This window comes from Acinetobacter sp. Swhac1 (assembly GCF_013390985.1).
GTDB lineage: Bacteria > Pseudomonadota > Gammaproteobacteria > Pseudomonadales > Moraxellaceae > Acinetobacter > Acinetobacter towneri.
This window is the reverse complement of sequence record NZ_JACASN010000012.1, coordinates 1-25,508: the sequence shown is the minus strand read 5'-3', so window position 1 is coordinate 25,508 and position 25,508 is coordinate 1. Positions and strand designations below refer to the sequence as shown.

Sequence of the window (25,508 nt, the reverse complement as noted above, 5' to 3'; positions counted from 1 at the left end):
GAGTTGTTAGCCGACTCAGTTCTTAAAACCAAAAATAGAATAAATAAACTTTTAATACTGTGCGATAACGCACTTTACTGAACATAGCGCCTGAGTATTGGGGAACTCAGGCGCTATCTTTTTAGCGAATACAATTTAAGGATGGTTAATCCGCGTATTCAGATGTATTCGTTCAGACTTATTGACCTGAACGGATGATGTAATCAAATGCTGAAAGTGATGCTTTCGCGCCTTCACCTGTTGCAATGATGATTTGCTTGTACGGTACAGTTGTACAGTCACCTGCCGCAAATACACCTTTTACATTGGTTTCATTGCGCTCATTTATCACAATCTCACCACGATTCGTCAGCTCTACTTTTGACTCTTTTAAGAAGTCCGTATTTGGTAATAAACCAATTTGTACGAAAATTCCTGCAAGTTCAACAGTATGCTCAACATCTGTCGCACGGTCTTTATATTTCAATGCAGTCACTTGTGCGCCATCACCAATCACCTCAGTCGATAATGCATTGGTAATTACAGTAGTATTTGGCAAGCTGTTCAATTTGTTTTGCAAGACTTGGTCTGCACGTAATTTAGTATCAAACTCTACCAAAGTCACATGCTCTACAATCCCTGCAAGGTCAATCGCTGCTTCTACACCTGAGTTACCACCACCAATCACTGCAACACGTTTGCCTTTAAACAACGGGCCATCACAGTGTGGGCAGTATGCCACGCCGCGGGTACGGTATTCTGCTTCACCAGGTACATTCATCTCTCTCCAACGTGCACCTGTAGACAAGATCACCGTTTTCGATTCAAGTGTTGCGCCATTTTCCAAAGTCACTTCGACCAAACCATTGGCAGTTTCATCAGCACCTTTAATGGCAGATACTTTTTGTAGATTCATAATATCGACATCGTATTCACGCACATGCGCTTCCATTTCTGCCGCAAACTTTGGACCTTGTGTTTTTTGGATAGAAGTGAAGTTTTCAATATCCATGGTATCCATCACCTGACCGCCCATCCGCTCAGCCACAATACCTGTACGAATACCTTTACGTGCTGCATAGATTGCAGATGTATTCCCTGCAGGGCCGCCACCAATTACCAAGACATCAAACGCCTCTTTGGCATTCAGTTTCGCTGCATCTTTGCTCGCAGAATCTGTATCTAATTTAGCTATAATTTCTTCCAAAGTCATACGACCTTGACCAATGTGGTTGCCATCTTGGAATACCATCGGCACAGCCATAATTTTGCGCTGCTCAACTTCTTCTTGGAAGAATGCACCATCAATCATGGTTGCTGTTGTGCCAGGGTTGTAAATCGCAATGAGGTTCAAAGCTTGTACTACATCTGGACAGTTGTGGCAGCTCAACGATACAAACACATCAAAGTGAGATGAAAGATTCAATTCTTTGATTTGCGTTAATACTTCATCCGATACTTTTGGTGCATAACCAGAAGTTTGCAATAAAGCCAAAATTAATGAAGTGAACTCGTGCCCCATTGGTAAACCTGCGAAGAATACGCGCGGTTGCTCACCTACTTTTGCAATCCCAAAACTTGGTGCACGTGCGTTGTTACCGTCAAAACGTGCAGTAACTTGTGGCGAAAGTGCTACAATTTCTTCAACCAATTCTTTAATTTTGGCAGATTTATCAGAACCATCTAAAGTCGCGACAAGCTCGATTGGGCTTTCAAGACGTTCTAATAAAGTTTTAAGTTGTGTAGAAGTATTTTGGTCTAACATGGCTAACGTCTCCAAGGGAGTAAATTTATTTGTTGATGTCATCTTACGAAAAATAGTTACATAGGGGAAACGGTTTATTTTTATATTTATGATCGTTTTTTTAAATGATAGTGAGTTTCAAGCTTACTATTTCATTTAAAATACCTAAAGCTATTCAATTTAGACATTAACATAAAAACTGAATGTCTGCCTTAAGCAATTGAGCCTAATCATTTTTTATTCAAGTTGTTGTTGAATCCGCAGAATACGCTGCTGTAAATGTCGCGATAAAAACCAGAGTACCGCAGACAGTATTAACATAAGCGCCATAACCGCGAGATTCATATAATAAACCAGCGTATTTAATTGCTGTGCTTGCTGCACTTGCTTATGTACGCTTTGCGCCATAGGCGTTAAAGCTTTGCCATAAACTTGCTGCTGCATCGTCCATAATTGTTCAGGTTTAAATCCATAATGTAAAAATTGCGGATCTTGCTGCTCTGCTTTGACCAAGGTCAACACTTGCGGAATGGCTGCATCTTTATCTGCGGGATGATGCATCAATGCCGTTTGCGCCAACAAATAGGCTTTAACAGGCGCTGCCATTTCTGCATTTTGTAAATAACGCGCCAATTCACTTTCTTGAATGTGCTTTTCATAATGCACAATTTTGGCATATACCTGCTGTGTATCATCTTGTCGGTCATGCTGAACATAACTCAATGCCGACCAAAGTAAAATAAAACTCAGCAACCAAGCTACAAATTTCAAAACAAAGGACTGAAAGCGAATATAAAAAAAACGAATTTTCTTGAGTAGATGAACTAGAACGAATGCACCAATAAATGACACCGACAGTTTTAAAATCAACCAACCCAACCAGTTCAACAAACTGAAAAAATAATCAGGTTGCTGCCCTAAATTTGCCAAAGTCGCATCGACACTTGCAGGCATGTGTAATTGCTGAACTTCAGTGCTTAAACCAAAGAAGCTATAAATCACATCTTGCTGAATAAAAAAGCCAATTGCCGATATAAGCACCACCGTCATAGACAGCACAGCCAAAAAACTGAGCTTTTTTTGACGCTGCTGTAATGCCACAACACCTGTTTTTAGCTGCTGTGGCTGAATGGCATATTCATCGAGTGGGGGCAAATCCGACTCCTTATCAGGTAAATTTCAGATTAAATGAAGTCATTGTCAAAATGCATTTATTGACCAGACTGTTGACTTGAACCAATCACCAATTGATTCAGATTCTCCTGTAAGGCTCGCAAACGCGTAGTCGCTTCTGCACGTTTTTGCATGCCTTCTTTTTGTACCTGGATCACATCGTTCACTGTTTTAATGAGGGTATTTTGTACGTGTTCAAGGGTTTCAATATCAATCACCGAACGCTGATTGGCTTTGGCAGTATCAACCGAGTTTTGATGCAATAAATCTGCATTACGGCGCAGCAATTCATTGGTGGCATCATCAATACTGTTGGCCAGTTGCACACTGTTTTTCTGCTCATTTAAAGAAATCGCCAAACTAATCTGGTTTTTCCACGCAGGTAAGGTAATGTTTTTAATCGCATAAAATTTATCGACCAACATTAAATTATTGGACTGGATAATCCGAATCATCGGCAAAGTTTGCATGGCAGATTGTTGCAACAACTGCAAATCACTCACCCGCTTTTCTAAATTATTAGCAAGATGATTGAGATCATAAATTTTTTGAGTCGTGGTCTGATCCTGCGGCTGCGCGGAAAATTCAGAAATTTGCTGCTGAATTTCCTGCTGTTTTAACTTACCTGCTGCAATATAAATCCCCAATTGTTTATATTCATCTTGCACACCATGAAACATTTTATCCAGTGTATCTACACGGTTTTTTAAACCATTTTGTGAGCTTTCAATTTCTGTGACCAGACTATCAATTTGCGCTTTGGTGCTGTTAAAGTTTTGATCAAAACTTTGTTTAGCGCCTTTTAACTTATTGAATAAACCACCCAAAAAGCCACTGCTTTTGTTTGGATTTAAAATACTGTTGGTATTTAACTGCTGTGCAACCTGCACCACCTGATTCAGCTTTTGCCCTGTGACATCCAAATCCTTATTTTGCACCAAACCTAAAAGCTCATCGGTATAACTTGACGTTTTAGTGGCGATATTTTTGCCATATTCTGCAACCGAATGATGGCTAAGATCGCTTAATTCTTTACGCGCAGCCAGCACCTCCTGAAAGTCATCAGGCTGTAAGCCAATTTCCTGCAAATTGAGTTGCTGAAATTGTTGCTGAGTCTGTTCATCACTCACTTGCACAGCGACGTTGCGTTGTTCAGAAGTTGTCATATTTCGCCTCTATCTAATCAAAACCATGCCTTATGATTGCGCAGGTTTTTCTAAGGATTTTCTTAATGTCTTAATTAAATGCTCACGACTTTGATCCAGCTTTTCTAGCTGACTGTGTGAGCCACTTTGCTGACTTTGTTTGACATGATATTGCCATGCAGGAATGAGTACCTGCTGCGCTTCTTTAAAGCGATCTAACAAACTAAAAGAGAGTTGCTGTGAAAGTTGCATTTGAGTAATCGCAATATCATTACTACTTTGCAAAGTCTTTAAACTATAAATTTTCTTGGCCAGTCGTTCGCTAAAATTATCCAAAGGATGCTGATTGCGCACAAATCGTGGATATTCCAATAAAAATTCATCGGCAGCTTGAATATATTTCGCCATTTGCTCACGCAAACCAACCAACTGCTGAAAACGTGATTGTGATTTCTGAATTTCGATTTGCAGCTTTTGGCTTAAACGATCTGCTTGTCCTAATAAATGATCTAGGTTTTTATAATATTGCACTTGCCCCGCGCCATATTCCAAATCTATGCCTAGCCACTTTTGTAGTGCATTAAACTTACGTTGCTTTAACACTTTTTTAGATTTGCCAAGCGCCTGAATCAACTGCTCAATGGTCACACTCAATTGCTGAGTTAAATGTGGATCCACCCCATCCAATAAAACTGACTGCGCTTGAATCACCTGATCTGCATAATGATTTAGACGATATTGATCATTCAACAACGGAACTAAATCATTGCGTTGAATCGCCAAAAGCTCTGCACGATCCACCGTAATCTCTTGCAAAGGCAGTAACACTTCAAACTGAGCCATAGACCATCACAACCCTCTTTACATGATTTTATAGTACGTGCTTTTCGGCTAAGGTCATGTAATATTTTGCAATTTTTTATTTCGATCTGCTTAAATGCTTTTTTATAGATTCGCATAACATCAGTCACAAGATGCCTGATTCAAAACACCAGTGCATAAAAAAGCCATGATCAACATGGCTTTCAATGTTCCTAACGCAGGATGATAAACAGATTATAAATAATCGCCTTCACGCTCTGGCTGATACAAAATCTTCTCAATTTTGACTTTCATCATATGACCATCGGGCTGTGGCCATTCAATTTCCTGACCTTCAGCTAAACCTAAAATGGCAGTCCCGACAGGTGCAACCACATTCACCTGCCCTTTCTCACCTTTAAAGTCATGCGGATAAACCAAGGTAATTTCAGTCGGTTCTTTTGCAGGTGCAATGGTAATCAATGCGCGGGCATTCATGCTCACCACATTATTCGGTACATCTTGTGGCGCAACCACTTCAGCACGTGCCAATTCATCTTCTAGATGTTGCATCGTTGGCGTCAATTTAGGTTGATGCTCAAGCATCGTTTCCAAACGGTGCAAATCTTGTTCTGAAATAATAATCTTTGGTCTAATCATTTACTTTTATTCCTGTCATTCCGACAATACTGTCATCATCAGCTTGCCTACAATCATATTCAATACGCTTAAGTTATAACAGAAATTCAGCTTATTGAACGAAAAATCAATTTTTTACATCCATAAAAAAAGCCCCCTTGAGGGGCTTTTCTCAAGGCTGTGCTTATTTTGCGTAAACTGGGAATTTCGCGCAAACAGCTTCAACTTTTGCTTTTACAGTATTAATTACAGCTTCGTCACCTTTGCTGTCAAGAATGTCTGCAATCCAACCTGCAAGATCACGTACTTCTGCTTCACCAAAACCACGTGTAGTTACCGCTGGAGTACCGATACGGATACCAGAAGTTACAAATGGAGAACGTGGATCGTTCGGTACAGAGTTTTTGTTTACAGTAATGTGCGCAGCACCTAACCATGCATCTGCATCTTTACCTGTAATATCTTGCTTGATTAAAGAAAGCAAGAACAAGTGGTTTTTCGTACCACCAGATACTACATCATAACCACGTTCAATAAGAACTTCAGCCATCGCTTGCGCATTTTTAACAACTTGTTGTTGATACGCTTTGTATTCAGGCGCCATTGCTTCTTTAAAGCAAATTGCTTTTGCTGCAACTGCGTGTACTAATGGACCACCTTGGTTACCAGGGAACACAGCAGATTGTAATTTTTTCTCGATCTCTTCGTTTGCTTTCGCAAGAATTAGACCAGAACGTGGGCCACGCAATGTTTTGTGAGTTGTCGTAGTCGTTACGTCAGCAATTTGCACAGGGTTTGGATAAACACCTGCAGCCACTAGACCTGCTACGTGTGCCATATCTACAAATAAATAAGCACCAATTTTGTCTGCGATGTCGCGGAAACGCTGCCAATCTACAATTTGGCTATACGCAGAGAAACCCGCAACAATCATGCGTGGTTTGTGTTCAAGCGCTAAACGCTCAACTTCTTCGTAATCAATTTCGCCAGTTTCTGGGTTTAAACCATATTGGATAGCGTTATATGTTTTACCTGAGAAGCTTACTTTTGCACCGTGAGTCAAGTGACCACCGTGTGCCAAGCTCATACCTAACACAGTATCGCCTGGGTTAAGTAAAGCTAAGTAAACTGCAGAGTTTGCTTGTGAACCAGCGTGTGGTTGAACGTTAGCATAATCTGCACCAAAGAGTTCTTTAGCACGGTCAATCGCCAGTTGTTCAATAATATCTACGTATTCGCAACCGCCGTAGTAGCGTTTGCCTGGGTAGCCTTCTGCATATTTATTGGTAAGTTTTGAACCTTGAGCTTCCATTACTGCAGGTGAGCAGTAGTTTTCAGAAGCAATTAACTCAATATGAGCTTCTTGGCGCGCATCTTCATTGGTGATCGCTTGAGCTAATTCTGGATCAAATTCGGCAATAGAAATATTGGCAAACATTAGCGAGGTCCTATTAATTTAGGGCTTTTAAGCCGTGCTAAGATTGGCGCGTATTGTAGCATAAAGTTTGTGAACTGATAGAATGAACTTTGCTCAGTTTTACATAAAAATAGCTCATGTTTCAGATAAAACACGAGCTATTTCAGGTCAAATCAATCTTTATCGTAATTCAATGACTTATTGAATAGGCATTAACGATTGCACATCTTTAACAATCTCATCCATATTATTCACATACACAGTACCATGGTTCCATTTTTGCTCTGCAGGTAAATCATGATCAGTGACGTAATGAATTTTAGTTCCCATCCCTTGAGCTGACTGAACCAAGTAATCCGTGACTTGTTTCGGTACAGTTGGATCTGCTGTTCCTTGATAAATAAATATAGGCGTGCTGATTTTCACTTTTAATGGCTGTGAACCATGGGTTAAGAAATCTTTAACTTCAGGGATGGTCGTCATGAAATTTGGTTGAGTACGTGGATAACCATCCAATGTTCCATGCGTCTTTACATGCGTTAGCATTGACTGAGCCATACTCCCACCTAATGTTTCATAACAGATAGACTCTGCCTGAGCAGCAAGTTGATCTGTTGGTGATACAAATATTTCAGAATATTGCAAGGTTGGAGCAGTATTTCTTAGTCCCGCAGCAATTAGAGCAGTAAACGTATCTAATGGCACAAGTGTCTGTACTTTCTTTATTACATCTGGCTCTTGAGTTGCTTTTTGTTCACCACCCGCCAATACCAACGCTAAATTTGATGCAGGTGCGATAGCTATGGCACCCTTATAATTTAACTGCGCACGCGATGCATACTGCGCTGCACCTAAAGCCGCATGTCCACCCTGTGAATGTCCAACTACACTCCAGCGCGTTTCTGCAGTATTACCCAAAAGCTTGCTTGCAGCGACAACAGCATCTGTAATCGAATAAGCTGCACTTTTTAAATTTAAGAATGGGTGTAATTCTTTACCGCTCGGTTCGCCTAAACCTTCGTAGTCGGGTGCAACAACGGCATAACCTGCTGCCAATAGTTTAGCAATGAAGTACTCATTTCCATTTAAACCTTGACGGCTCGGTGCACACGCATCTGCCACGCCTGTTGTGCCATGTGCCCAAACTACAAGTGGCCATCCGCCCGCAGGTTTAACTGTTTGAGGGGTAAAAACAAGTGCAGTTGCCTGAGTTTCCTGTCCATTTACACCTAACATTTTATATGTCATCAATGTTTTAGATGAACTCACTGCATTTAAAAGATTATTCGCATTTTCACCCTGATCCCGATAAAGCTCTGTTTTCACGACTGGGGCACTAAAATTATATTTCGGAATACCATCCTCAACAACCACAACACTCGTATCGTCATGATCATCATTACAGGCGGTTAAAAACAAACTGCTGCTGGCCAAAGCCACGCTTAACCATATTTTTTTCATTTGCTTACCCTTGTCTTCATATTCTTATTAATTGCATCCTTCGCAATCTTTATTTGTACGCTTTTTTATCGTATCAGGCAAGATTTCAACAATTAATATGCAAGTGTATTTTATTTAAAATTAAACACTTACGGTAAAAATCAGTAAATTGATCACATATACAGCTGTCTATTAAATTTCAATTCAATTTGTCATACGCAGCGGCTAATGTTAGATTGCATTTTTATTGAATGACGCAAGCGAATCAGGACATGCAGGCTATTATTCTCGACACTGAAACCCATACTTTAAATGGACAACCCATTGAGATTGCCTACGCCCCCATTCAAATTCAAGATGGCAAAATCAGTCTAGATAAAAGTAAAATTTTCGATCAGTTGTATCAAGTTGATGAGCCTATTTCATTCGCAGCGATGGCGGTGCATCATATTTTAGAATCGGATTTAATTGATCAACCGCATTACAGTAGTTTTGAATTACCTGCCGAAACCACCTATATCATTGGGCATAATATTGATTACGATATTCGCGCTTTAGAAAAATGTGGTGTGGATACTTCTAAAATTAAAGCCATTTGCACTTTGGCACTTGCACGTCGCGTATGGCCAAACGCCGAAGCACACAATATTTCAGCTTTAATTTATATGATTACCAAAGGCAGCGAAAAAGCGCGTGACATGATTAAAAAAGCGCATCGTGCCGATATGGATATTATTTTAACAGCCAATATTTTGATGCATGAAGTTCATCAACTACAAATTCAAAGTATTGAAGAACTCTATATCGCCTCAGAAGAAGCACGTATTCCACAAATTATCAATTTTGGTAAACATCGTGGTACGGCAATTGCCGACCTTCCTGCCGATTATGTGCAATGGTTATTAAGACAAGAAGATTTAGATCCTTACTTACGCAAGGCGCTCGAAAATACCAGCATTTTGACTTTATAAATGTTTCAAGTGAATCTTATTGCATTTAGCTGTCATAAATTATTCATATTATTGTAATTTTCAAAGTCTATGCTTTGCCTTAATTTATTGGGGAAATAAATTAAGGCTCATGTTTAATTATCAAAAAACTCAACTCGGTCTAGATGCATTACAACAGCGCACACGTGATTTAAATGCACGTCAACGTCGTTTATTGGTACTGATTGGTACTGAAGATTTTGATTTACTCGGAGATCAGTTCAAGCAACGTCTTGCACCACCTGAATTGATTGAACAGCTATTAGATATGCAACTAATTGCCCCTGCTGCGCTTGAGCAAGATACATTGCAACAACAAGAGCAAACGGCTAACATTCTGCTGCAACAAGCGCCAGTGCCATCATCTACCACTTTGCGCACAGAAATTCATAGCCAACTTGCAAGCAGCACCCCGCAAGCGCATGCTGAAAGTTTGGCAGAACCAATCCGCACCCAACATCTTCAAGTAAATTCAGTTCCTGCATATTTAGAAGCACGTGTTGCAGCTGCCATTAATACAGAACAGCCCGCTGAACAACCTGAACCACAAGCAGAAATACAGCCTGAAATTACTGCCTTGAGTTTTGAAGATGTAAAATTTCTCATGATGGATACTTTACAGCGTCATTGTGGATTAATGGCAAAACAACTGATTCAGCGAATTTTACAAGCGCAGGATATTCGCAGCTTAAAACTCTGCCAAATGCAATGGATTACCTCTTTACAAGAAACTCGTTTGCCGCCAAAAGCACTCAATCAGATTTTGCAGCAAATCAATCACTCCCTACAAAAGCTTAATCCGACTTAAAGCTTAGATTTTTTTACTTAGTTTTAAGTCTTTTTAACAATTAAAACCATGCTCAGGGATATATGGATTAATTTATTTTTATTACTTTTCAACACTTTAAAAACACATATAAATCCACATCTAAACCTTAGATTCATTATCCCTATAAAAGCTAAGACTTTAGCGGCATAGCCCCGACTCATAAAAATCAGCGATATAGTATTTTCCAGAATTGTTGAGGCACAGGGTCATGATGAATCATGCATTTTTTTTAGCGTTTGATGCTTATGACAATCCAATGCAACTCAGTAAAGTTGGCAATTGGGTGATTACCTTTTTAAGCCCAAAAGATCAGGAAAGCCAAATACAGTTAGCGATTACCAATGTGTTGCCGCGTCAAATTTCAGCACATTTACAACCGCGACGCATAGTGATTCAACAAAGTACAGATGCCCAGCTCTGGCAAATCTTGCAAATTGAATGTTTTGATAGTCAAACCAATCAAGAGTTGAGTTTTCAACCCGATGATGACATTGGGCAAGCGGTCATTCAAAAAATTATTCAAGAGTTTGATAAATACGATGTAAATATCCAACTTGTAGAAGATCAGATGGTTTAAAGCGATATGTTTTACACTTAATGAGCACTTTATTTACGTGTGCTTTAAAAATCCTGCGCACAAAAAAGCTCATCGAAATGAGCTTTTCTAAAAATAAAGTAGTCTCACAAATATTTACTCCAACACACGGAAAATACTATCAGACTCGCGGCTTTCAAACAAAAGTTCGATGCTTGGTAAAATCACTTCACCTTCCACAATAATGTGTTCAATTTTGTGAAATAGTGCCAAACCCGCTGCCAATGAAGTTTCTGGGATATTACGTAGCAATGCTTTTGCTTCGTAAATATGGCTAAATTGGTCTTTAACTTTAATATCGATGATTTGCGTCATTGTTGTTCCCTTTTTCTTGACGGAAATTTTTTATACCATAGCTTATAAATTTTTTAAAAAAGTGAGTTGTTAGATTGTTTGACAATGTAGTATTTTTTTTAAACTAAATTTAAATTATCTAATAAATTCAAACACATATTTTTTAAAATTTTATTTACAACTTACAAAACCACAGTAAATTTGCTTGTTTTTCATTCTAGCACAGAAAAAACTCGCATTGCTGCGAGTTTTTTTATGTTGGAAGGCTAGTGCTGATTTTATTGTTTGAACAAGAGTTACAAACTCAACGAGCTGTCATTGATCCGTCCAACTGCATCGTAGCGTCTATTACATTGAATGACCTACTGTAGTTTTAATATAGTGAAACTTATTTTTTGCTGCAATAGCCCACTACATTTCAACACATTCACACAGCAAAATTTCAATTGATTTAATTTTCAGTTACGGCATAATTTTATGCGGTTAAAAGCTCCAGCTTTGCGATTAGCTTCTGCATAACTTGGCGATACTTTCAAATAATAAGAAGTCGACGATTATTCAATTAACTCAATTTCATAATCAACATCTTGCAGCATATCTTTATTGTATAGCTTTACCATTGCTGTTGCTTCAGCATAATCGTAGAACAAACCTTCTGCGACGGCTTTACTGCGAAATTCCGTGGTACCAATTTCATTATCATGCGGAACAAAATATAAGTTTTCTGGAATGAGTTTAACGATATAGCCCACGAAGCTGCCCTCAGATTTTTCAGTTTTAAAATATGTGAGTTTTATATGCTGAAAAACGTGATCAGGCTATGGCAAATAAGATCGAATGTTTATCTTAATTTTTTATATACTTTTCAACTATTTTTTATATTACAGCTCAATGCTTATATACTAATTTGGTGCGCTCAGCGGGACTCGAACCCACGCCACAGGCTTCGGAGACCTGTACTCTATCCAGTTGAGCTATGAGCGCGCGCTGCACATCATAACAAAAAATTGCTGAAGGTAAAGCAACTATATATAAGTTACGTATTTTTATGCTTATGCTTTAAACAATGTTCCAAACTTGCAACATAGAATTCCATGTAACTTACTTGGTTTATTGACGCGGATCGCTCACAATAGTAGCTCTATTCCTCAAGTGAGAATTTCATGACTGATGCATTGACGTTAAGGGACGTGTCAAAGACCTATCGAAATGGCTTCCAAGCGCTTAAGGGCATTAATTTGAGCGTACCTGAGGGCGAGTTTTACGCCCTGCTTGGGCCAAATGGTGCAGGTAAATCTACAACCATTAGCATCATCAGTTCTCTTACCAAAAAAACGGCAGGTACTGTCGAAATTTTTGGGCATAATCTAGATACCCAACCATCCCAAGCCAAGCAATGTTTAGGGGTAGTACCGCAAGAATTTAACTTTGGTCAGTTTGAAAAGACCTTTGATATTTTGGTCACACAAGCAGGCTATTACGGTATTCCTAAAAAAGTTGCCGAACAACGTGCCGAAGAATATTTAGAAAAACTGGGTTTGTGGGATAAACGTGCCACTCAAGCGCGTATGCTGTCTGGCGGTATGAAGCGTCGTTTAATGATTGCACGTGCCATGATGCACGAACCGAAACTGCTTATTTTAGATGAACCGACTGCAGGTGTAGATATTGAGCTGCGCCGTTCAATGTGGGATTTCTTGACAGAAATGAATGATAAAGGCACTTCAATCATTCTCACCACCCACTATTTAGAAGAAGCGGAAATGTTGTGTCGTCGTATCGCGATTATTGATCGTGGTGTGATTAAAGAAGACACTTCAATGAAAAACTTCTTAAACCAGTTAAGTGAAGAATCTTTTATTTTCGATTTGGCTGAACCTATTCAACCCATTCATCTAGATATTATTGGTGTACGTTTCAACTTAATTGATGCAGTGACCCTAGAAGTCACTATGGATAAAGCTCACACCTTAAATGATTTATTCCAACTTTTAGAAGCACAAGGCATTCGCGTGCGCAGTATGCGTAATAAGTCCAACCGTCTAGAAGAGTTATTTGTCAAAATGGTCGAAAAGAATTTAGATGGAGCTGCGCAATGAATTTTACCCAACTACGGATTGCACTCTATACCTTAGTGCATAAAGAAGTTCGTCGTTTTATGCGCATATGGCCTCAAACCTTGCTCCCGCCAGCCATCACCATGAGTTTGTACTTTGTGATTTTTGGTAATTTGGTCGGTTCGCGTATTGGTGAAATGGGCGGCTTTAGCTATATGCAATTTATTGTGCCCGGCTTAATTATGATGGCAGTCATCACTAACAGCTATGCCAACGTATCTTCAAGTTTTTTTAGTGCAAAATTCCAGAAAAGCATTGAAGAACTAATCATGAGCCCTGTACCTTTGCATGCCATTTTATGGGGCTATGTTTTGGGTGGTGTTAGTCGTGGCGTATTGGTCGGTATTATTGTCACCACCATGAGTCTATTCTTTACCGACCTTTATATTACCAATTGGTTTGTTACCATTTATACCGTATTAATTACGTCCTTTTTATTTTCATTAGGCGGTTTTATTAATGCTGTTTATGCCAAATCATTTGATGATATTTCTATTATTCCAACTTTTGTACTGACTCCACTGACTTATTTAGGTGGTGTATTCTATGCCATTAGTGCCTTAAGCCCTTTTTGGCAAAATCTCTCTTTAATTAACCCTGTGGTGTATATGGTTAATGCTTTCCGTTACGGCATTTTAGGACATAGTGATGTCAACGTGACGATTTCATTATCTGTGATTACACTATGCTGTGCAGTGCTTTATGGTATTGCCTATCATTTACTTTCTCGTGGTTCAGGAATGCGTGAATAATGAGTGTTGAACAATCTCTTCTTGGTAAAGACACCAATTATCCTACAGAATATCAACCCGATATTTTGTTCCCTATTTCACGTGCTGCTGCACGTGAAAAATATGCAGATGTTGAGGGAATTCAACTCGGGCAAGACTGGTGGCACGTTTTTGAAATTTCGTGGTTGAATACCGCAGGTGTTCCACAGGTTGCGATTGGTCGGATTACGCTACCTGCCTCATCCCCCAACCTGATCGAATCAAAATCATTAAAGCTCTACTTTAATAGTATGAACTTTACTCGCTTTCAGTCTGAAGCCAATTTCATTGAAACTGTTGAGCATGATTTAACGGCTGCAGCACAAGCACCTGTTACGCTAACTTTATTTAAGGTTGATGATTTGGCAATTAGCCAACCTGAAGGTATTTGTATTGATCAGCTCACGCCTGAGCGTTTAGAGCAGCATCCTGACCCAAGTTTATTGCAATTCGATTTAGAACAAGCGGAAGATATAGAGGTACAACTTTTCTCACATTTATTACGCAGCAATTGTCCTGTCACAGGACAACCTGACTGGGGCACGGTTTTTATCCGTTATCAAGGCAAAAAACCTTGTTATCGCAGTATTTTGGCTTATATTATTTCTTATCGTCAGCATAATGGTTTCCATGAACAATGTGTGGAACAGATGTTTGCAGACATCTGGCAAAAATTCGCACCAGAAAAACTGATGGTATATGCAACCTATACACGTCGTGGTGGTTTAGACATTAACCCTTGCCGTGTATCGGACTTAACATGGATGCCTCGCCCTATTCGTTTAGCGCGACAATAACAACATTGAGGTTGAACAATGCCATTTTTTGGATTCATTCCATCTGCAGAATTATTAAATACGATTGAAACTGCACAACAGAAAAAAAATTCAAGTGAGCCGCTGTACCCACTGCGCGACAAAACCGCATTAATGATTAATGAAGAAATCATTGATGCCATTTTAACCGAGTTGGTACGTCGTTTTCCTGCCAGCGATAAACGCGACACTGCCGAAAAACTTGCGGGCTATGTCAAATCTACCGTTGCAGTACTCCTAAAACAATTATTAAGCAAAGCGCCAAATGATGTCGTGAAACAATCGATTGAATTTTCTGAGCGCAGTAGCTTTAAAGATGCAGCAGGCAATGCACGTGTAGGTGAAACGCTCGATGCAAGTTTAGTGACCAACCTGAAACACAACTATGCCGAAATTCAAGCAGGCAATGAAGTGAACAAAGCTGCTTTAACCGAACTATATAAACAGTTTGCAGAAGCGACGGTACGCCACTTTATGAGCGACTTTAACAAAACCCTCGATTTGGGCATGATTAAGCGTAAAGCAGCAGATATTGGCGCAGCAGCGGTAATTAAAGCTGTCCATATTGCGGTGGATAAAATCATCCCAAATTTAACCAAAGAGGAACTCTTGGTTTTAGCGGAATATCACGACACCTTATTCCATCATTAATATCAGTGGGTTTAACTCATAATGCGTTTTAAGCCCTTTTGTTGCATGTTAAGTGCAAAATGCCTGATTTTGATCAGGCATTTTTATATGCAATGCAATATCAGGATATGTCTGCAACTTTTGCACAATCAAGAATAACTTTTTGCACCTAGATTGAATTTTGTTACAAATCCTGCGCGCTTTTTACACATTCTTTGTCTATTTTTGTATAAGTTTTTGCAAACCAGTCACGCATGAATGCTATCTTAGCCGCTTACTTCGCTTTCGCAGTTTGGCCCCAATAGCGGCTTATTCTTCATATATAAGTAGCAACTTATTTACTGCATATAAATAAGTTGTGTAAATCATCAATTTGGAATTTTCCTCAATATGTTCAAACTTGATTTTTATAACAAACTAAAACGTCTTTCTTTACTCATTGGTGCATTTTCTATCACCAGTTTTTGTCAGGCCAATGATTTCCAAAATCATCCGTCTTATGCCAGTTTTAAACAAAAAACCATGCAGACCTATGGCTTGAGTGCAGCACAAGTCGATTGGGCGATGGAAGGCTCTAAAAACTTACCCAATATCATCAACATCATGAACCGCCCAGGCGAAAGTAAGCCTTGGTACGACTATAAAACCAATTTCCTTGCAGAAAGCACTATTCAGCGCGGTGTGCGCTTTAAACAACAATATGCAGACACGCTCAATCGTGCTGAACAGCAATTTGGTGTACCGCAATCCATTATTTTAGGGATTCTGGGTGTAGAAACAGGTTTTGGAAGCAATAAGGGCTCTTTTGTAACCCGTGATGCCCTTGCCACCTTAGGCTTTGGTTATGAACGTCGCGCGGAATACTTTAAAGATGAACTCGCAGCACTGATCGCATGGTCATATAAAGATGGTGTGCCAACTTCTTCAATTGTTGGTTCTTATGCAGGTGCTGTTGGTTATCCGCAGTTTATGCCTAGCAATATTCCAAAATTTGGGGTCGATTATGACGGCAACGGACATATTGATCTACGCAACTCGGCAGTCGATGCCATTGGCTCCATTGCAAACTACTTGGCACAACATGGCTGGCAGCGCAATCAACCCATTGCATTTGCTGCACGATATACAGGCAACAATCCTGACAGTGTCATTGCCAAAGATTTGACCCTGCCAACACCTTATGGGGTTTTAAAATCGCAAGGCGTGATGCCAATGAATCCAATTGTGCAAATAGATGACCTCGACTTGGTCAATGTCATTCAATTACAAGAAAATTATGGTCATATCTACTATATAACCTACCCAAATTTTCAGGTGATTACGACTTATAACCGTAGCCGTATGTATGCGACTGCACTGTGGTTATTGGGCACTGAAATTGCGAGTCGCTAAGTACAAATTTAAATATAAAATCAAAAAGTCAAGAAATATTTTTGACAATTTGATCACAAAACAAACTTTTTACATATAATGTTACAATATTGATTATTTTTTAATCAAATAGAGTTGGTTTTTGGTACTTTTTGTCATTATTTTCGTATAAAGACTAGACACCTTTAGTGAGGGATGAATATTATCCATTTCGTCAAATGTAGTCGAAAAAGTGAAATTACAGACAGGATTACCACTATTTCAATCAGTTAAGAGCGAAATAAGTTAAAAATTCTGTCTTCAGGAGTTCAAACCATGCATAGTTCACTTAAATACTTACTTGCACTTTCTGCAGCTGTTGCCCTAAGTCAGTCGCAAGCTGAAATGGTGCAATCATCATTCAACAATGATAATGAGTCATCTAGCCTAGCTGCGCGTGTACTGAACAAAGAAGCACAAAGTTTTAATTCACATTTCTCAAATTTGAATAGCCTTTCAATCACCGAACGTTCAGGCGACCAAATCCGTCGTCAAATGATTGCAGCGAAAATTGAAATTCCTGCTGAAGAGCCTTCAGTGATTGAAAAGTTAAATACAGTGGCATCGAACACTGTACGTAAATTTAGCCAAACAGGTATGGCATCTTGGTACGGTCGTCAATTCCACGGTCGTAAAACTGCAAGCGGTGAAACGTTCGACATGAACGCAATGACTGCTGCACACCGTAGCCTGCCGCTAAACTGCTATATTCGCGTAACCAATAAAAACAATGGTAAAAGCGTTGTAGTTAAAGTAAATGACCGTGGTCCATTCCATGGCAACCGTGTACTCGATCTTTCTTATGGCGCTGCAAAACAATTGGGCATCACCAATGCAGGTACTGCCAAAGTAAGCATTGAGCGTATTGACGGTCCAAACTCTTAAGATTCGCTTATACGACTTCACATTTGACTTGAAAGCCACAGCAATGTGGCTTTTTTAATGCCTGTAAGATTTACAGTCATCCCATGCATGTCTGCACAAAGATGATCCACACAAATTTTGTTGCCACTTCATTTTGAAAATATGAATACTGTTTTGACCGCCTCACTGTTCTCAGTTATATTTTAGACAGTCAAACAATAACAACGGATGATCGGTCTACAGGAGTAGCACATGAAGACAGTAAGCGAGTGGCTAGATGAATACAGCGAGAGCCATCAAAATAAAACCAATAAATTAATTCACTGGGTGTGCGTACCTACGATCTTTTTTTCGATTGTTGGCATCTTGGCGCATTTCAGCGCTTTACTAACAACATTACTTCTGGTGCTCAGTTTTATTTTTTATGCACGTTTAGACTTGGTTCTTGCAGTTGCAATGGCAGCATTAATGCTGGTAATGGCATGGCTGATTTATGTTTTGCCTGTTGGAATGGGTTTTTATATCGCAATTTTTGTTTTGGCGTGGATTGGGCAGTTTTATGGTCACAAAGTTGAAGGGAAAAAGCCTTCATTCTTCAAAGACCTCCAATTCCTTCTCATTGGCCCAATTTGGTGCATGGATGCCTATTTAGGTAAAATCCTACCCTCTTGGAAAACACGTCGTAAAAACAGCATTATGAGCATTTAAACGCTATATCCTATTTTCGTTATCGGAAGAACCGTTATTGATAGGTTCTTCCTTGATGTTTTAACCATCCGCCCACGTGTTTATTTGCTGGATCATGATGCGTCCAGTGAATCACCCCACCCTTATCTGAGTATTCATATTCACCAAAAAACTCAACAGTATCACCTTTTGCAATATTGGTAATTCGTGGTGCAAGATCAATATTATGTGCAACCAATACAGTTTGCCCATTATTCAGTTTTAAAATAAATTTTTGATGACGTGAGCCTTCGTTGTCATCCGCTAACACTGCAATGACCTGCCCACTCGCACGGACTTGTAAATCGCTCTGTTTGCGCTCAAACGCACGTTCAATCAGCTGAACACCCTGAGCATCATCTTGCAGCGCATCTCGCTGTACGTCTAACTGCTCTTTTTCAGTTTGCGATGTGCGAGCAGTGCTTGTAGTTGGCGCGCTTGATGTTTCAGACTGAAACTGTTGTAAATCTATGCCAAAAAATGCAGCAATTAACACCACAATAATTGCGCCAATGCTTAAATTCTTTTTATTTGCCATATAACCTCCTTGTTCTGATTCCACCCTATACGATTAAGTCAATTATTCGTAACATACTGATTTAAAATTAATATCTTTAATCTTCATCTCAATATTTATGCCACGATTGCATATTGCCAAAATCTATATTCACAAAAAAGCCCCAAAATAAATTGGGGCTTTCCTTACAAAATATTTTACCTTAAGTAAAAATTATTTTGCAGCAGCTTGAGCAGCAGCAACTTCTTCAGCGAAGCTCATTTCTGTTTTTTTCTCAATACCTTCGCCTACTTCGAAACGAACGAATTGAGCAACAGTTGTACCAGTTGCTTTTAATACTTCAGCAACTTTCTTCTCGTTGTCAATTACGTACATTTGACGATCAAGCGCAACTTCGTTCAAGTATTTTTCAACTGAACCAGTTACCATCTTCTCTACGATGTTTGCAGGCTTACCAGATTCAACTGCTTTCGCTTCTGCAATTTCTTTCTCTTTAGCGATAAGATCAGCAGGAACTTGTTCAGCAGTAACAGCAACTGGGTTGAATGCAGCAACGTGCATTGCAATACCTTTACCAGTCGCAGCATCACCTGTGTAAGAAACAACAACACCGATTTTTAAACCGTGCTTGTACACAGCAAGGTTTTCACCTTCAACGATTTGTGCACGACGAACTTGGATGTTTTCACCAATTTTTTGAACAAGTGCAACACGTGTTTCTTCAACAGTTGCGCCATCTTCAAGTTTAAGTTCAGCAATTTTAGCAGCATCAGTTTCGTTTGCAGCAAGAGCAGCAGCAGCAACTTTCGCAGAGAAACCAGCAAAGTTTTCGTCTTTTGCAACGAAGTCAGTTTGACAGTTTACTTCTAAAAGAATCGCTTTGTTGCCTTCTTGAACGATTGTGATTGCACCGTCAGCAGCAATGTTACCTGCTTTTTTAGCAGCTTTTGCTTGACCAGATTTACGAAGGTTGTCAATCGCTAATTCGATGTCACCGCCCGCTTCTGTTAATGCTTTTTTACATTCCATCATTGCTAGACCAGTACGATCACGCAATTCTTTAACCATGCTTGCTGTAACTGCAGTCATGTTTATCTCCTAAAATCGGTAGAAAATGAATTCTTTTTTTAACAGAAACGGCCCAGAGGGTGTCTCTTGGGCCGTCTGCATACATGACGCTTACTTTGCCACCATCACATGTCGCAAAAATGACAAGCTTACGTCAAAACGCATTAAGCCTCAGAAGCAGGAGCTTCTTCGCCTTTTGCTTGAGCATTGGCTTGAGTTTGAGCGTATTCTTTACCAGCAATGATCGCATCAGCCATTGAAGAAGCGTAAAGTGTTACTGCACGGATCGCATCGTCGTTACCCGGAATAACGTAGTCTACGTTGTCTGGGTTAGAGTTTGTATCAACGATACCGATTACAGGAATACCTAAGTTTTTCGCTTCTTTAATTGCAATTGCTTCGTGATCAACGTCAATTACGAATAATGCGTCAGGTAAACCACCCATGTTTTTCACACCGCCTAAAGCGCGCTCAAGTTTTTCCATTTCACGGCTACGCTCTAAAGCTTCACGTTTAGTAAGCTTAGCAAAAGTACCGTCAGTAGACTGAACTTGAAGATCTTTTAAACGGCTGATAGATTGGCGAAGTGTTTTCCAGTTCGTCAACATACCACCTAACCAACGGTGATCTACATACGGTTGACCAGCGCGTTGAGCTTGTTCACGGATGATTGCAGAAGCAGCACGTTTTGTACCAACGAACAAAACTTTGTTCTTTTTGCTAGCCAATTGGTTTGCAAAGTTCAAAGCATCATTTAACGCAGGAACAGTGTGTTCAAGGTTGATGATGTGAATTTTGTTACGCGCACCAAAGATGTATTGACGCATCTTTGGGTTCCAGAAACGTGTTTGGTGACCAAAGTGTGCGCCAGCTTGAAGAAGGTCGCGCATGCTTACGTTGTAATCTGCCATTTTCTTTACCTTAAATGTTTGGGTTAGGCCTCCATATATCCGCATTCTCCACCCCAAAGGGCACCCAGAGTAATGTGACGATATATGTGCGGATTTTTAATTTCCCTTTTACCAAGCTCTTTGAAACATATTCATAAAAAGCATTTGATAAAATGGGCGGCTATTTATACCATAGTCACACACAAATTTCCAAAAGTTTTTAAAGATCATGAACACAACTTATCAAGCACCTCGTCGACTCATCAAAACCGCAGAAGATATTGAAAAAATGCGCGTGGCAGGACGACTGGCGGCAGAAGTTTTGGAGATGATCAAAGCACACGTTAAACCAGGCGTTACTACGCTCGAACTGGATACGATTTGCCATGACTATATTGTCAATCAGCAACAAGCTATTCCTGCCTGCTTAGGTTATGGTGCTGCTCCGGGTCGTCCAGCATTCCAACACACCATTTGCACATCGGTTAACCATGTGGTTTGTCACGGTATTCCGTCAGAAAGTAAAGTGCTGAAGAAAGGCGATATTTTAAATATTGATGTCACAGTCATTAAAGATGGTTTCCACGGCGATACCAATATGATGTATATCGTGGGTGATGAAACTTCCATTTTAGCCAATCGTTTATGCAAAGTTGCCCAAGAAGCGATGTATCGCGGTATGGCAACCGTTAAACCCGGTTCAACCATTGGTGATATTGGTCATGCGATTCAAAAATATGTTGAATCTGAACGCTTTAGTGTCGTGCGTGAATATTGCGGTCATGGTATTGGGACGACCTTCCACGATGAGCCACAAGTATTGCACTATGGTCAAGCCAACACAGGCATGATTTTAGAAGAAGGTATGACTTTTACCATTGAACCAATGGTCAATGCAGGCGTATGGCAAACCAAATTACTTGGCGATAAATGGACAGTGGTGACCAAAGACCACAAATTATCGGCACAGTTTGAACACACCATTTTGGTCACCAAAGATGGCTTGGAAGTGCTGACTGCCCGCCCTGATGAAGATTTATCACGCTTTACTGCATAACGTGTTTGCAGCCAAAATCTGTCATTGGCTAAAAATTTAACCCGTATGTCAAAAAGATCAGTTCCGACTGGTCTTTTTTATTAATTTCAACGCATACAATTTCTATAAAATCTTTTTATTTCAAACCAATAGAACTTTAAAGCCATCCAATAAAACAAGCATTTTCACGTATTCAACAGTTTTGGATTTAACAAAACACCTGCACACTTTTCCAGTTATTCACAAAAGTTTAAAAAAATATCTTGTAAAAACAACAGTTTTATTTTTCCAGTCCATTTCATAATGCCTTGCATAACAATGCCGTAAATAACAACAAGCAAAATTGGACATGGAGTTCCACAATGAAAAAAACCTTATGCTGCCTTGCAATCAGCAGCTTACCAATTGTGAGTTATGCCAATTCACCCTACTTCAGCTTACAGGATGGCGATGGTTTTAAACGCTTTTCTGTTTCGGTTGGTGCACTGCATGTTATGCCGCAAGGCAAGGCACAACCTTTTCGAGTCAATACAGCTATTCAAAATGGCTACACAGCCGATGTCGGTGAGGTTCAATCCCAAACTGTAAAAGATAATTTACGTGACGGTTTTGAGCCACCCGTATTATTAAGTGGGGCATTAAATTTGCTGCCTACCGTTCCTGCCAACATGAGTGGACAAGCCACAATTTCAGGTTTGGAGCAATGGGATAATCCTGGTACAGGTTTAGAAGCAGATGATGTCACCACGCTGGGGATCATCAGCAACTATTTCTTTACCGATAATCTCTCTTTTGAAGTCAAAGGTGGTATTCCCCCTAAAGTTGATTTACAAGGCAAAGGTAAAATCTATGCACCCTTCTCAGCAATTGCACGTCCATTAGGCGGCGCATTGGGTGAGCTTGAATTACAGAATGATATTTTCATTACCGATTTAGAAGCACATGGCCCTGATGCTTCTGCCCGTGCATGGACTCCAGCGTTTGAGTTTCAATACCATTTTGGTAAAACAGGTGTGAATAAATTCCGTCCTTATGTCGGTGTCGGATTAATGTACGCTTATTTTAATGAATTAGAAATTAACCCACGCACTGAACAAGATCTGATTGCAGCCGGTCATATGATTGCCAATATCAAACAGGGGCAAGCCGGTGCATCACTGGAAGGCAAAACAAGTAATGCCAATCCGAAAGTTGAACTTGAAGCCTCGGATGCGTTTGCACCTGTTGCCACCGTAGGTTTTACCTATGACTTTAATGAAAAATGGTTTGCAGTTGGCTCACTATCTTATGCACACCTTAAAAATGAAACCACCATTACGGTGACCGATGCCAAACACGGCGAATTAATTCACTCTAAAGCAGATATTGAAGTGAATCCAGTGATTGCCTATGCAGGTTTTGGTATGCGTTTTTAAGCATTAATAGCAGTCTTTGATCAGTCCTATTTAAGACGATAATCCCCTTCACTTAATCCTTCTCCCACAGGGAGAAGGATTTTTCAATATCCATTTGGCTTGTAGCTCATGATCATTTTTTGCTTAGAATATTCAAACTAATATCTATAACCAAATTTTATCATTTGATGAATTTTATTTTATCGCGATCTGCGGCTGAATCGACTACCATAACAAGCTGTTAGCCATACGTGGATGCCTTATGTCGAATGCTCAATTTTCCAAACCTCTAATTTATATTTTAATTGGAAGCGCCATTATTTTGGCATTATCGCTTGGGGTTCGGCATGCATTTGGTTTGTATTTGGTGCCTATGAGCCATGAATTTGGCTGGGGACATAATGTCTTTAGTTTAGCCATTGCCATGCAAAACCTAATTTGGGGTGCAGTCCAACCCATCACAGGTGCTTTTGCAGACAAATACGGTAGTAAAATTGTAGTTGCAGTTGGTGGCGCACTGTATGCACTCGGCTTATTGCTCATGGCCGTCAGCTCGACAGGCTTATTGCTAAATTTAAGTGTGGGTTTAATTTTAGGTTTGGCACTTTCTGCAACCTCTTTCCCTGTGCTACTTTCTGCAGTAGGTCGCGCTGCTCCTCCAGAAAAGCGTAGCCTTGCAATGGGTATTGCCAGTGCTGCAGGCTCGTTTGGGCAATTTATCATGTTGCCATCGACCTTATTGTTATTACAAAGTGTAGGTTGGTCGGGCGCATTAATTGTCAGTGCAATTTTAATTGCCTTGATTGTTCCTTTGGCATGGATGCTCAAAGCACCCATGTATCAAAACCCTAATGCAAGTTCAGTCAGCCAACCCGCTTTAGGCTTTAAACAAGTTTTGGTGATTGCCAAAAACCATAAACCCTTTTGGTTTTTAGCTTTGGGCTTTTTTGTCTGTGGTTTTCAAGTGGTGTTTATCGGGATTCACTTACCTAGCTACTTAATCGATCATGGCTTTAATGCAACCACAGGCACAGTTTTTCTAGCACTCGTGGGTTTATTTAATATTGTAGGCACTTATACGGCGGGTTGGTTAGGTGGTCGCTATTCCAAACCACACTTGCTGATGTGGCTTTACGGACTACGCGGTATTGCCATTATCGCCTTTTTAATCCTGCCTTTAAGCATTTGGACAATTTATGCATTCGGGATCATTATGGGTTTATTGTGGTTATCTACAGTGCCTTTGACCAATGGTATTGTGGCAAATATGTTTGGGATTAAGTACCTGACCATGCTCAGCGGCATTGTGTTTTTCACACACCAAGTCGGCTCATTTTTTGGTGGATGGCTTGGCGGTTTAAATCACGATCTGACAGGTAACTATAATGCAATCTGGATTGTTTCTATTGCTTTAAGTGCGTTTGCGGTCTTGGTCCATTTTTGGGTAGATGAGGAGCACGTCATTCATGATTAATTCTTTATTGAATTTTAAAGTATTGCTCACACTTGCCATCACTGCCCTTTTTGGCTTATCGATCTTTTTATGGATGCAAACGCCACAACTATTCGAATATTTTAATCAGGCGTTTTGTGCGCATTAAAACCCAATCTCTAAAATATTAAGTCTATTTTGCTATTCAAAATTCCGCTTTAGACATGGAGCGTCTTATGCAGATTCAATTGCATCGTGGAAGATTGATTGACCATATTCATCTTGTGGTGAATGACCTTGAGGCAAGTCGAGCATTTTATACCGCCATCTTGGCAGTGTTGGATATTCCAGTTATGGGAACAGCCAATGATCACTTTTGGGCAGATGAACTCTTTATCTCGTCAGTAGAAAGCCCTGCCGCACAAGGTACACTCACTGGGCGTCATCATCTCGCCTTTCAAGCTAAAAATCGTCAAATGGTCAATGCTTTCTATCTTGCAGCATTGGCGCATGGTGGTAGATGCAATGGCAAACCTGATGAACGTGCTTATCATCCTGGTTATTATGCAGCTTATGTGCTTGATCCTGATGGTAACAATATTGAAGCTGTTTTTCATGGCGAAGCACAACGCAGTGCAGCATCGGTCATGATTGATATTTAATACTCTAACCTGAGTTCGATGAAATCCATTTAGCCTTTTAGCATATTTTGGAAAGTTGGCTTATTGGGATTCAAACAATAAGCCACTACAGCAGCCATGATATTCACCATGAAGTTATTTACCGAACGATGA

26 protein-coding genes, 1 tRNA gene and 1 pseudogene are annotated in these 25,508 nt (G+C 39.9%); 14 read left to right on the top strand and 14 right to left on the bottom strand.

Annotated features, from left to right (window positions below; genetic code table 11):
- Positions 1-178: 178 nt before the first annotated feature.
- The 7 genes from ahpF to HX743_RS07960 form a co-directional block, all read right to left on the bottom strand.
- Positions 179-1,744, bottom strand: coding sequence for an alkyl hydroperoxide reductase subunit F (gene ahpF, locus HX743_RS07990; protein ID WP_178318926.1), 1,566 nt, complete (start codon positions 1,742-1,744; stop codon positions 179-181).
- Positions 1,745-1,960: 216 nt separating this feature from the next.
- Positions 1,961-2,878, bottom strand: a complete 918-nt coding sequence (locus HX743_RS07985; RefSeq protein WP_131261786.1) for a hypothetical protein — start codon at positions 2,876-2,878, stop codon at positions 1,961-1,963.
- Between the two features lie 56 nt (positions 2,879-2,934).
- Positions 2,935-4,062 carry a toxic anion resistance protein gene (locus HX743_RS07980; RefSeq protein WP_178318925.1) on the bottom strand — a complete coding sequence of 376 codons (1,128 nt, stop codon included), beginning with the start codon at positions 4,060-4,062 and terminating at the stop codon, positions 2,935-2,937.
- 30 nt (positions 4,063-4,092) lie between these two features.
- Positions 4,093-4,884 (bottom strand): tellurium resistance protein, encoded by a 792-nt coding sequence (locus HX743_RS07975; protein WP_178318924.1) that lies wholly within the window; start codon positions 4,882-4,884, stop codon positions 4,093-4,095.
- A gap of 213 nt (positions 4,885-5,097) precedes the next feature.
- Complete coding sequence (gene rnk / locus HX743_RS07970; RefSeq protein ID WP_004972920.1) at positions 5,098-5,502, bottom strand: nucleoside diphosphate kinase regulator; 405 nt, start codon at positions 5,500-5,502, stop codon at positions 5,098-5,100.
- 163 nt (positions 5,503-5,665) lie between these two features.
- Complete coding sequence (gene glyA, locus HX743_RS07965; RefSeq protein ID WP_178318923.1) at positions 5,666-6,919, bottom strand: serine hydroxymethyltransferase; 1,254 nt, start codon at positions 6,917-6,919, stop codon at positions 5,666-5,668.
- 177 nt (positions 6,920-7,096) lie between these two features.
- A complete protein-coding gene (locus tag HX743_RS07960) occupies positions 7,097-8,359 on the bottom strand; it encodes an alpha/beta fold hydrolase (RefSeq protein WP_178318922.1) in 1,263 nt (420 codons plus the stop codon).
- Positions 8,360-8,610: 251 nt separating this feature from the next.
- Between HX743_RS07960 and HX743_RS07955 the strand changes: the two genes are divergently transcribed.
- The 3 genes from HX743_RS07955 to HX743_RS07945 all read left to right on the top strand — a co-directional run bounded on the left by HX743_RS07955 (position 8,611) and on the right by HX743_RS07945 (position 10,733).
- The gene (locus tag HX743_RS07955) at positions 8,611-9,309 is read left to right on the top strand and encodes an exonuclease domain-containing protein (protein WP_154321257.1); all 699 of its coding nucleotides are present in this window, start codon (positions 8,611-8,613) and stop codon (positions 9,307-9,309) included.
- Between the two features lie 109 nt (positions 9,310-9,418).
- Positions 9,419-10,135, top strand: coding sequence for a hypothetical protein (locus tag HX743_RS07950; protein ID WP_178318921.1), 717 nt, complete (start codon positions 9,419-9,421; stop codon positions 10,133-10,135).
- Positions 10,136-10,364: 229 nt separating this feature from the next.
- The gene (locus HX743_RS07945) at positions 10,365-10,733 is read left to right on the top strand and encodes a hypothetical protein (protein WP_372238843.1); all 369 of its coding nucleotides are present in this window, start codon (positions 10,365-10,367) and stop codon (positions 10,731-10,733) included.
- 114 nt (positions 10,734-10,847) lie between these two features.
- Here the strand turns inward: HX743_RS07945 and HX743_RS07940 are convergent, their stop codons facing one another.
- The 3 genes from HX743_RS07940 to HX743_RS07930 form a co-directional block, all read right to left on the bottom strand.
- Entirely contained in the window at positions 10,848-11,066 is a 219-nt protein-coding gene (locus tag HX743_RS07940) for a hypothetical protein (RefSeq protein WP_004972907.1), read from the bottom strand.
- A gap of 533 nt (positions 11,067-11,599) precedes the next feature.
- Positions 11,600-11,797, bottom strand: a complete 198-nt coding sequence (locus HX743_RS07935; RefSeq protein ID WP_004972905.1) for a hypothetical protein — start codon at positions 11,795-11,797, stop codon at positions 11,600-11,602.
- Positions 11,798-11,953: 156 nt separating this feature from the next.
- Positions 11,954-12,029: transfer RNA gene (locus tag HX743_RS07930), tRNA-Arg, on the bottom strand.
- Positions 12,030-12,208: 179 nt separating this feature from the next.
- Between HX743_RS07930 and HX743_RS07925 the strand changes: the two genes are divergently transcribed.
- The 7 genes from HX743_RS07925 (at position 12,209) to HX743_RS07895 (ending at position 18,359) form a co-directional block, all read left to right on the top strand.
- Positions 12,209-13,144 carry an ABC transporter ATP-binding protein gene (locus HX743_RS07925; RefSeq protein WP_178318920.1) on the top strand — a complete coding sequence of 312 codons (936 nt, stop codon included), beginning with the start codon at positions 12,209-12,211 and terminating at the stop codon, positions 13,142-13,144.
- Positions 13,141-13,914, top strand: a complete 774-nt coding sequence (locus HX743_RS07920; protein WP_096902393.1) for an ABC transporter permease — start codon at positions 13,141-13,143, stop codon at positions 13,912-13,914. The genes HX743_RS07925 and HX743_RS07920 overlap by 4 nt, the downstream gene beginning before the upstream one ends.
- Complete coding sequence (queF, locus tag HX743_RS07915) at positions 13,914-14,729, top strand: NADPH-dependent 7-cyano-7-deazaguanine reductase QueF (protein ID WP_178318919.1); 816 nt, start codon at positions 13,914-13,916, stop codon at positions 14,727-14,729. Before HX743_RS07920 ends, queF begins: the two co-directional genes overlap by 1 nt.
- Before the next feature lie 18 nt (positions 14,730-14,747).
- On the top strand, positions 14,748-15,398 hold the full coding sequence (locus tag HX743_RS07910) for a hypothetical protein (RefSeq protein WP_070152374.1): 651 nt from the start codon (positions 14,748-14,750) through the stop codon (positions 15,396-15,398).
- Between the two features lie 369 nt (positions 15,399-15,767).
- A complete protein-coding gene (gene mltB, locus HX743_RS07905) occupies positions 15,768-16,769 on the top strand; it encodes a lytic murein transglycosylase B (protein WP_096902392.1) in 1,002 nt (333 codons plus the stop codon).
- Positions 16,770-17,063: 294 nt separating this feature from the next.
- On the top strand, positions 17,064-17,672 hold the full coding sequence (locus tag HX743_RS07900; RefSeq protein ID WP_178318918.1) for a septal ring lytic transglycosylase RlpA family protein: 609 nt from the start codon (positions 17,064-17,066) through the stop codon (positions 17,670-17,672).
- Positions 17,673-17,903: 231 nt separating this feature from the next.
- Positions 17,904-18,359 carry a DUF962 domain-containing protein gene (locus tag HX743_RS07895; RefSeq protein WP_004972797.1) on the top strand — a complete coding sequence of 152 codons (456 nt, stop codon included), beginning with the start codon at positions 17,904-17,906 and terminating at the stop codon, positions 18,357-18,359.
- A 34-nt stretch (positions 18,360-18,393) separates the two neighbouring features.
- Here HX743_RS07895 and HX743_RS07890 read toward each other — a convergent pair whose 3' ends face one another.
- From HX743_RS07890 to rpsB, 3 genes are all read right to left on the bottom strand, one after another.
- Complete coding sequence (locus HX743_RS07890) at positions 18,394-18,915, bottom strand: DUF3465 domain-containing protein (RefSeq protein ID WP_178318917.1); 522 nt, start codon at positions 18,913-18,915, stop codon at positions 18,394-18,396.
- A gap of 192 nt (positions 18,916-19,107) precedes the next feature.
- Complete coding sequence (gene tsf, locus HX743_RS07885) at positions 19,108-19,983, bottom strand: translation elongation factor Ts (RefSeq protein ID WP_104852267.1); 876 nt, start codon at positions 19,981-19,983, stop codon at positions 19,108-19,110.
- 143 nt (positions 19,984-20,126) lie between these two features.
- Entirely contained in the window at positions 20,127-20,873 is a 747-nt protein-coding gene (gene rpsB / locus HX743_RS07880; RefSeq protein ID WP_004972791.1) for a 30S ribosomal protein S2, read from the bottom strand.
- A 208-nt stretch (positions 20,874-21,081) separates the two neighbouring features.
- On the opposite strand from rpsB, the gene map reads away from it, so the two are divergent.
- The 4 genes from map (at position 21,082) to HX743_RS07860 (ending at position 25,376) form a co-directional block, all read left to right on the top strand.
- Entirely contained in the window at positions 21,082-21,909 is an 828-nt protein-coding gene (map, locus tag HX743_RS07875) for a type I methionyl aminopeptidase (RefSeq protein ID WP_178318916.1), read from the top strand.
- A gap of 341 nt (positions 21,910-22,250) precedes the next feature.
- A complete protein-coding gene (locus HX743_RS07870; RefSeq protein ID WP_178318915.1) occupies positions 22,251-23,303 on the top strand; it encodes an OmpW family protein in 1,053 nt (350 codons plus the stop codon).
- Positions 23,304-23,544: 241 nt separating this feature from the next.
- A complete protein-coding gene (locus HX743_RS07865; RefSeq protein WP_178318914.1) occupies positions 23,545-24,756 on the top strand; it encodes an MFS transporter in 1,212 nt (403 codons plus the stop codon).
- 194 nt (positions 24,757-24,950) lie between these two features.
- Positions 24,951-25,376, top strand: a complete 426-nt coding sequence (locus HX743_RS07860; protein WP_178318913.1) for a VOC family protein — start codon at positions 24,951-24,953, stop codon at positions 25,374-25,376.
- Positions 25,377-25,405: 29 nt separating this feature from the next.
- Here the strand turns inward: HX743_RS07860 and HX743_RS07855 are convergent.
- Positions 25,406-25,508, bottom strand: a pseudogene (locus tag HX743_RS07855) (IS982 family transposase); the annotation flags it as partial.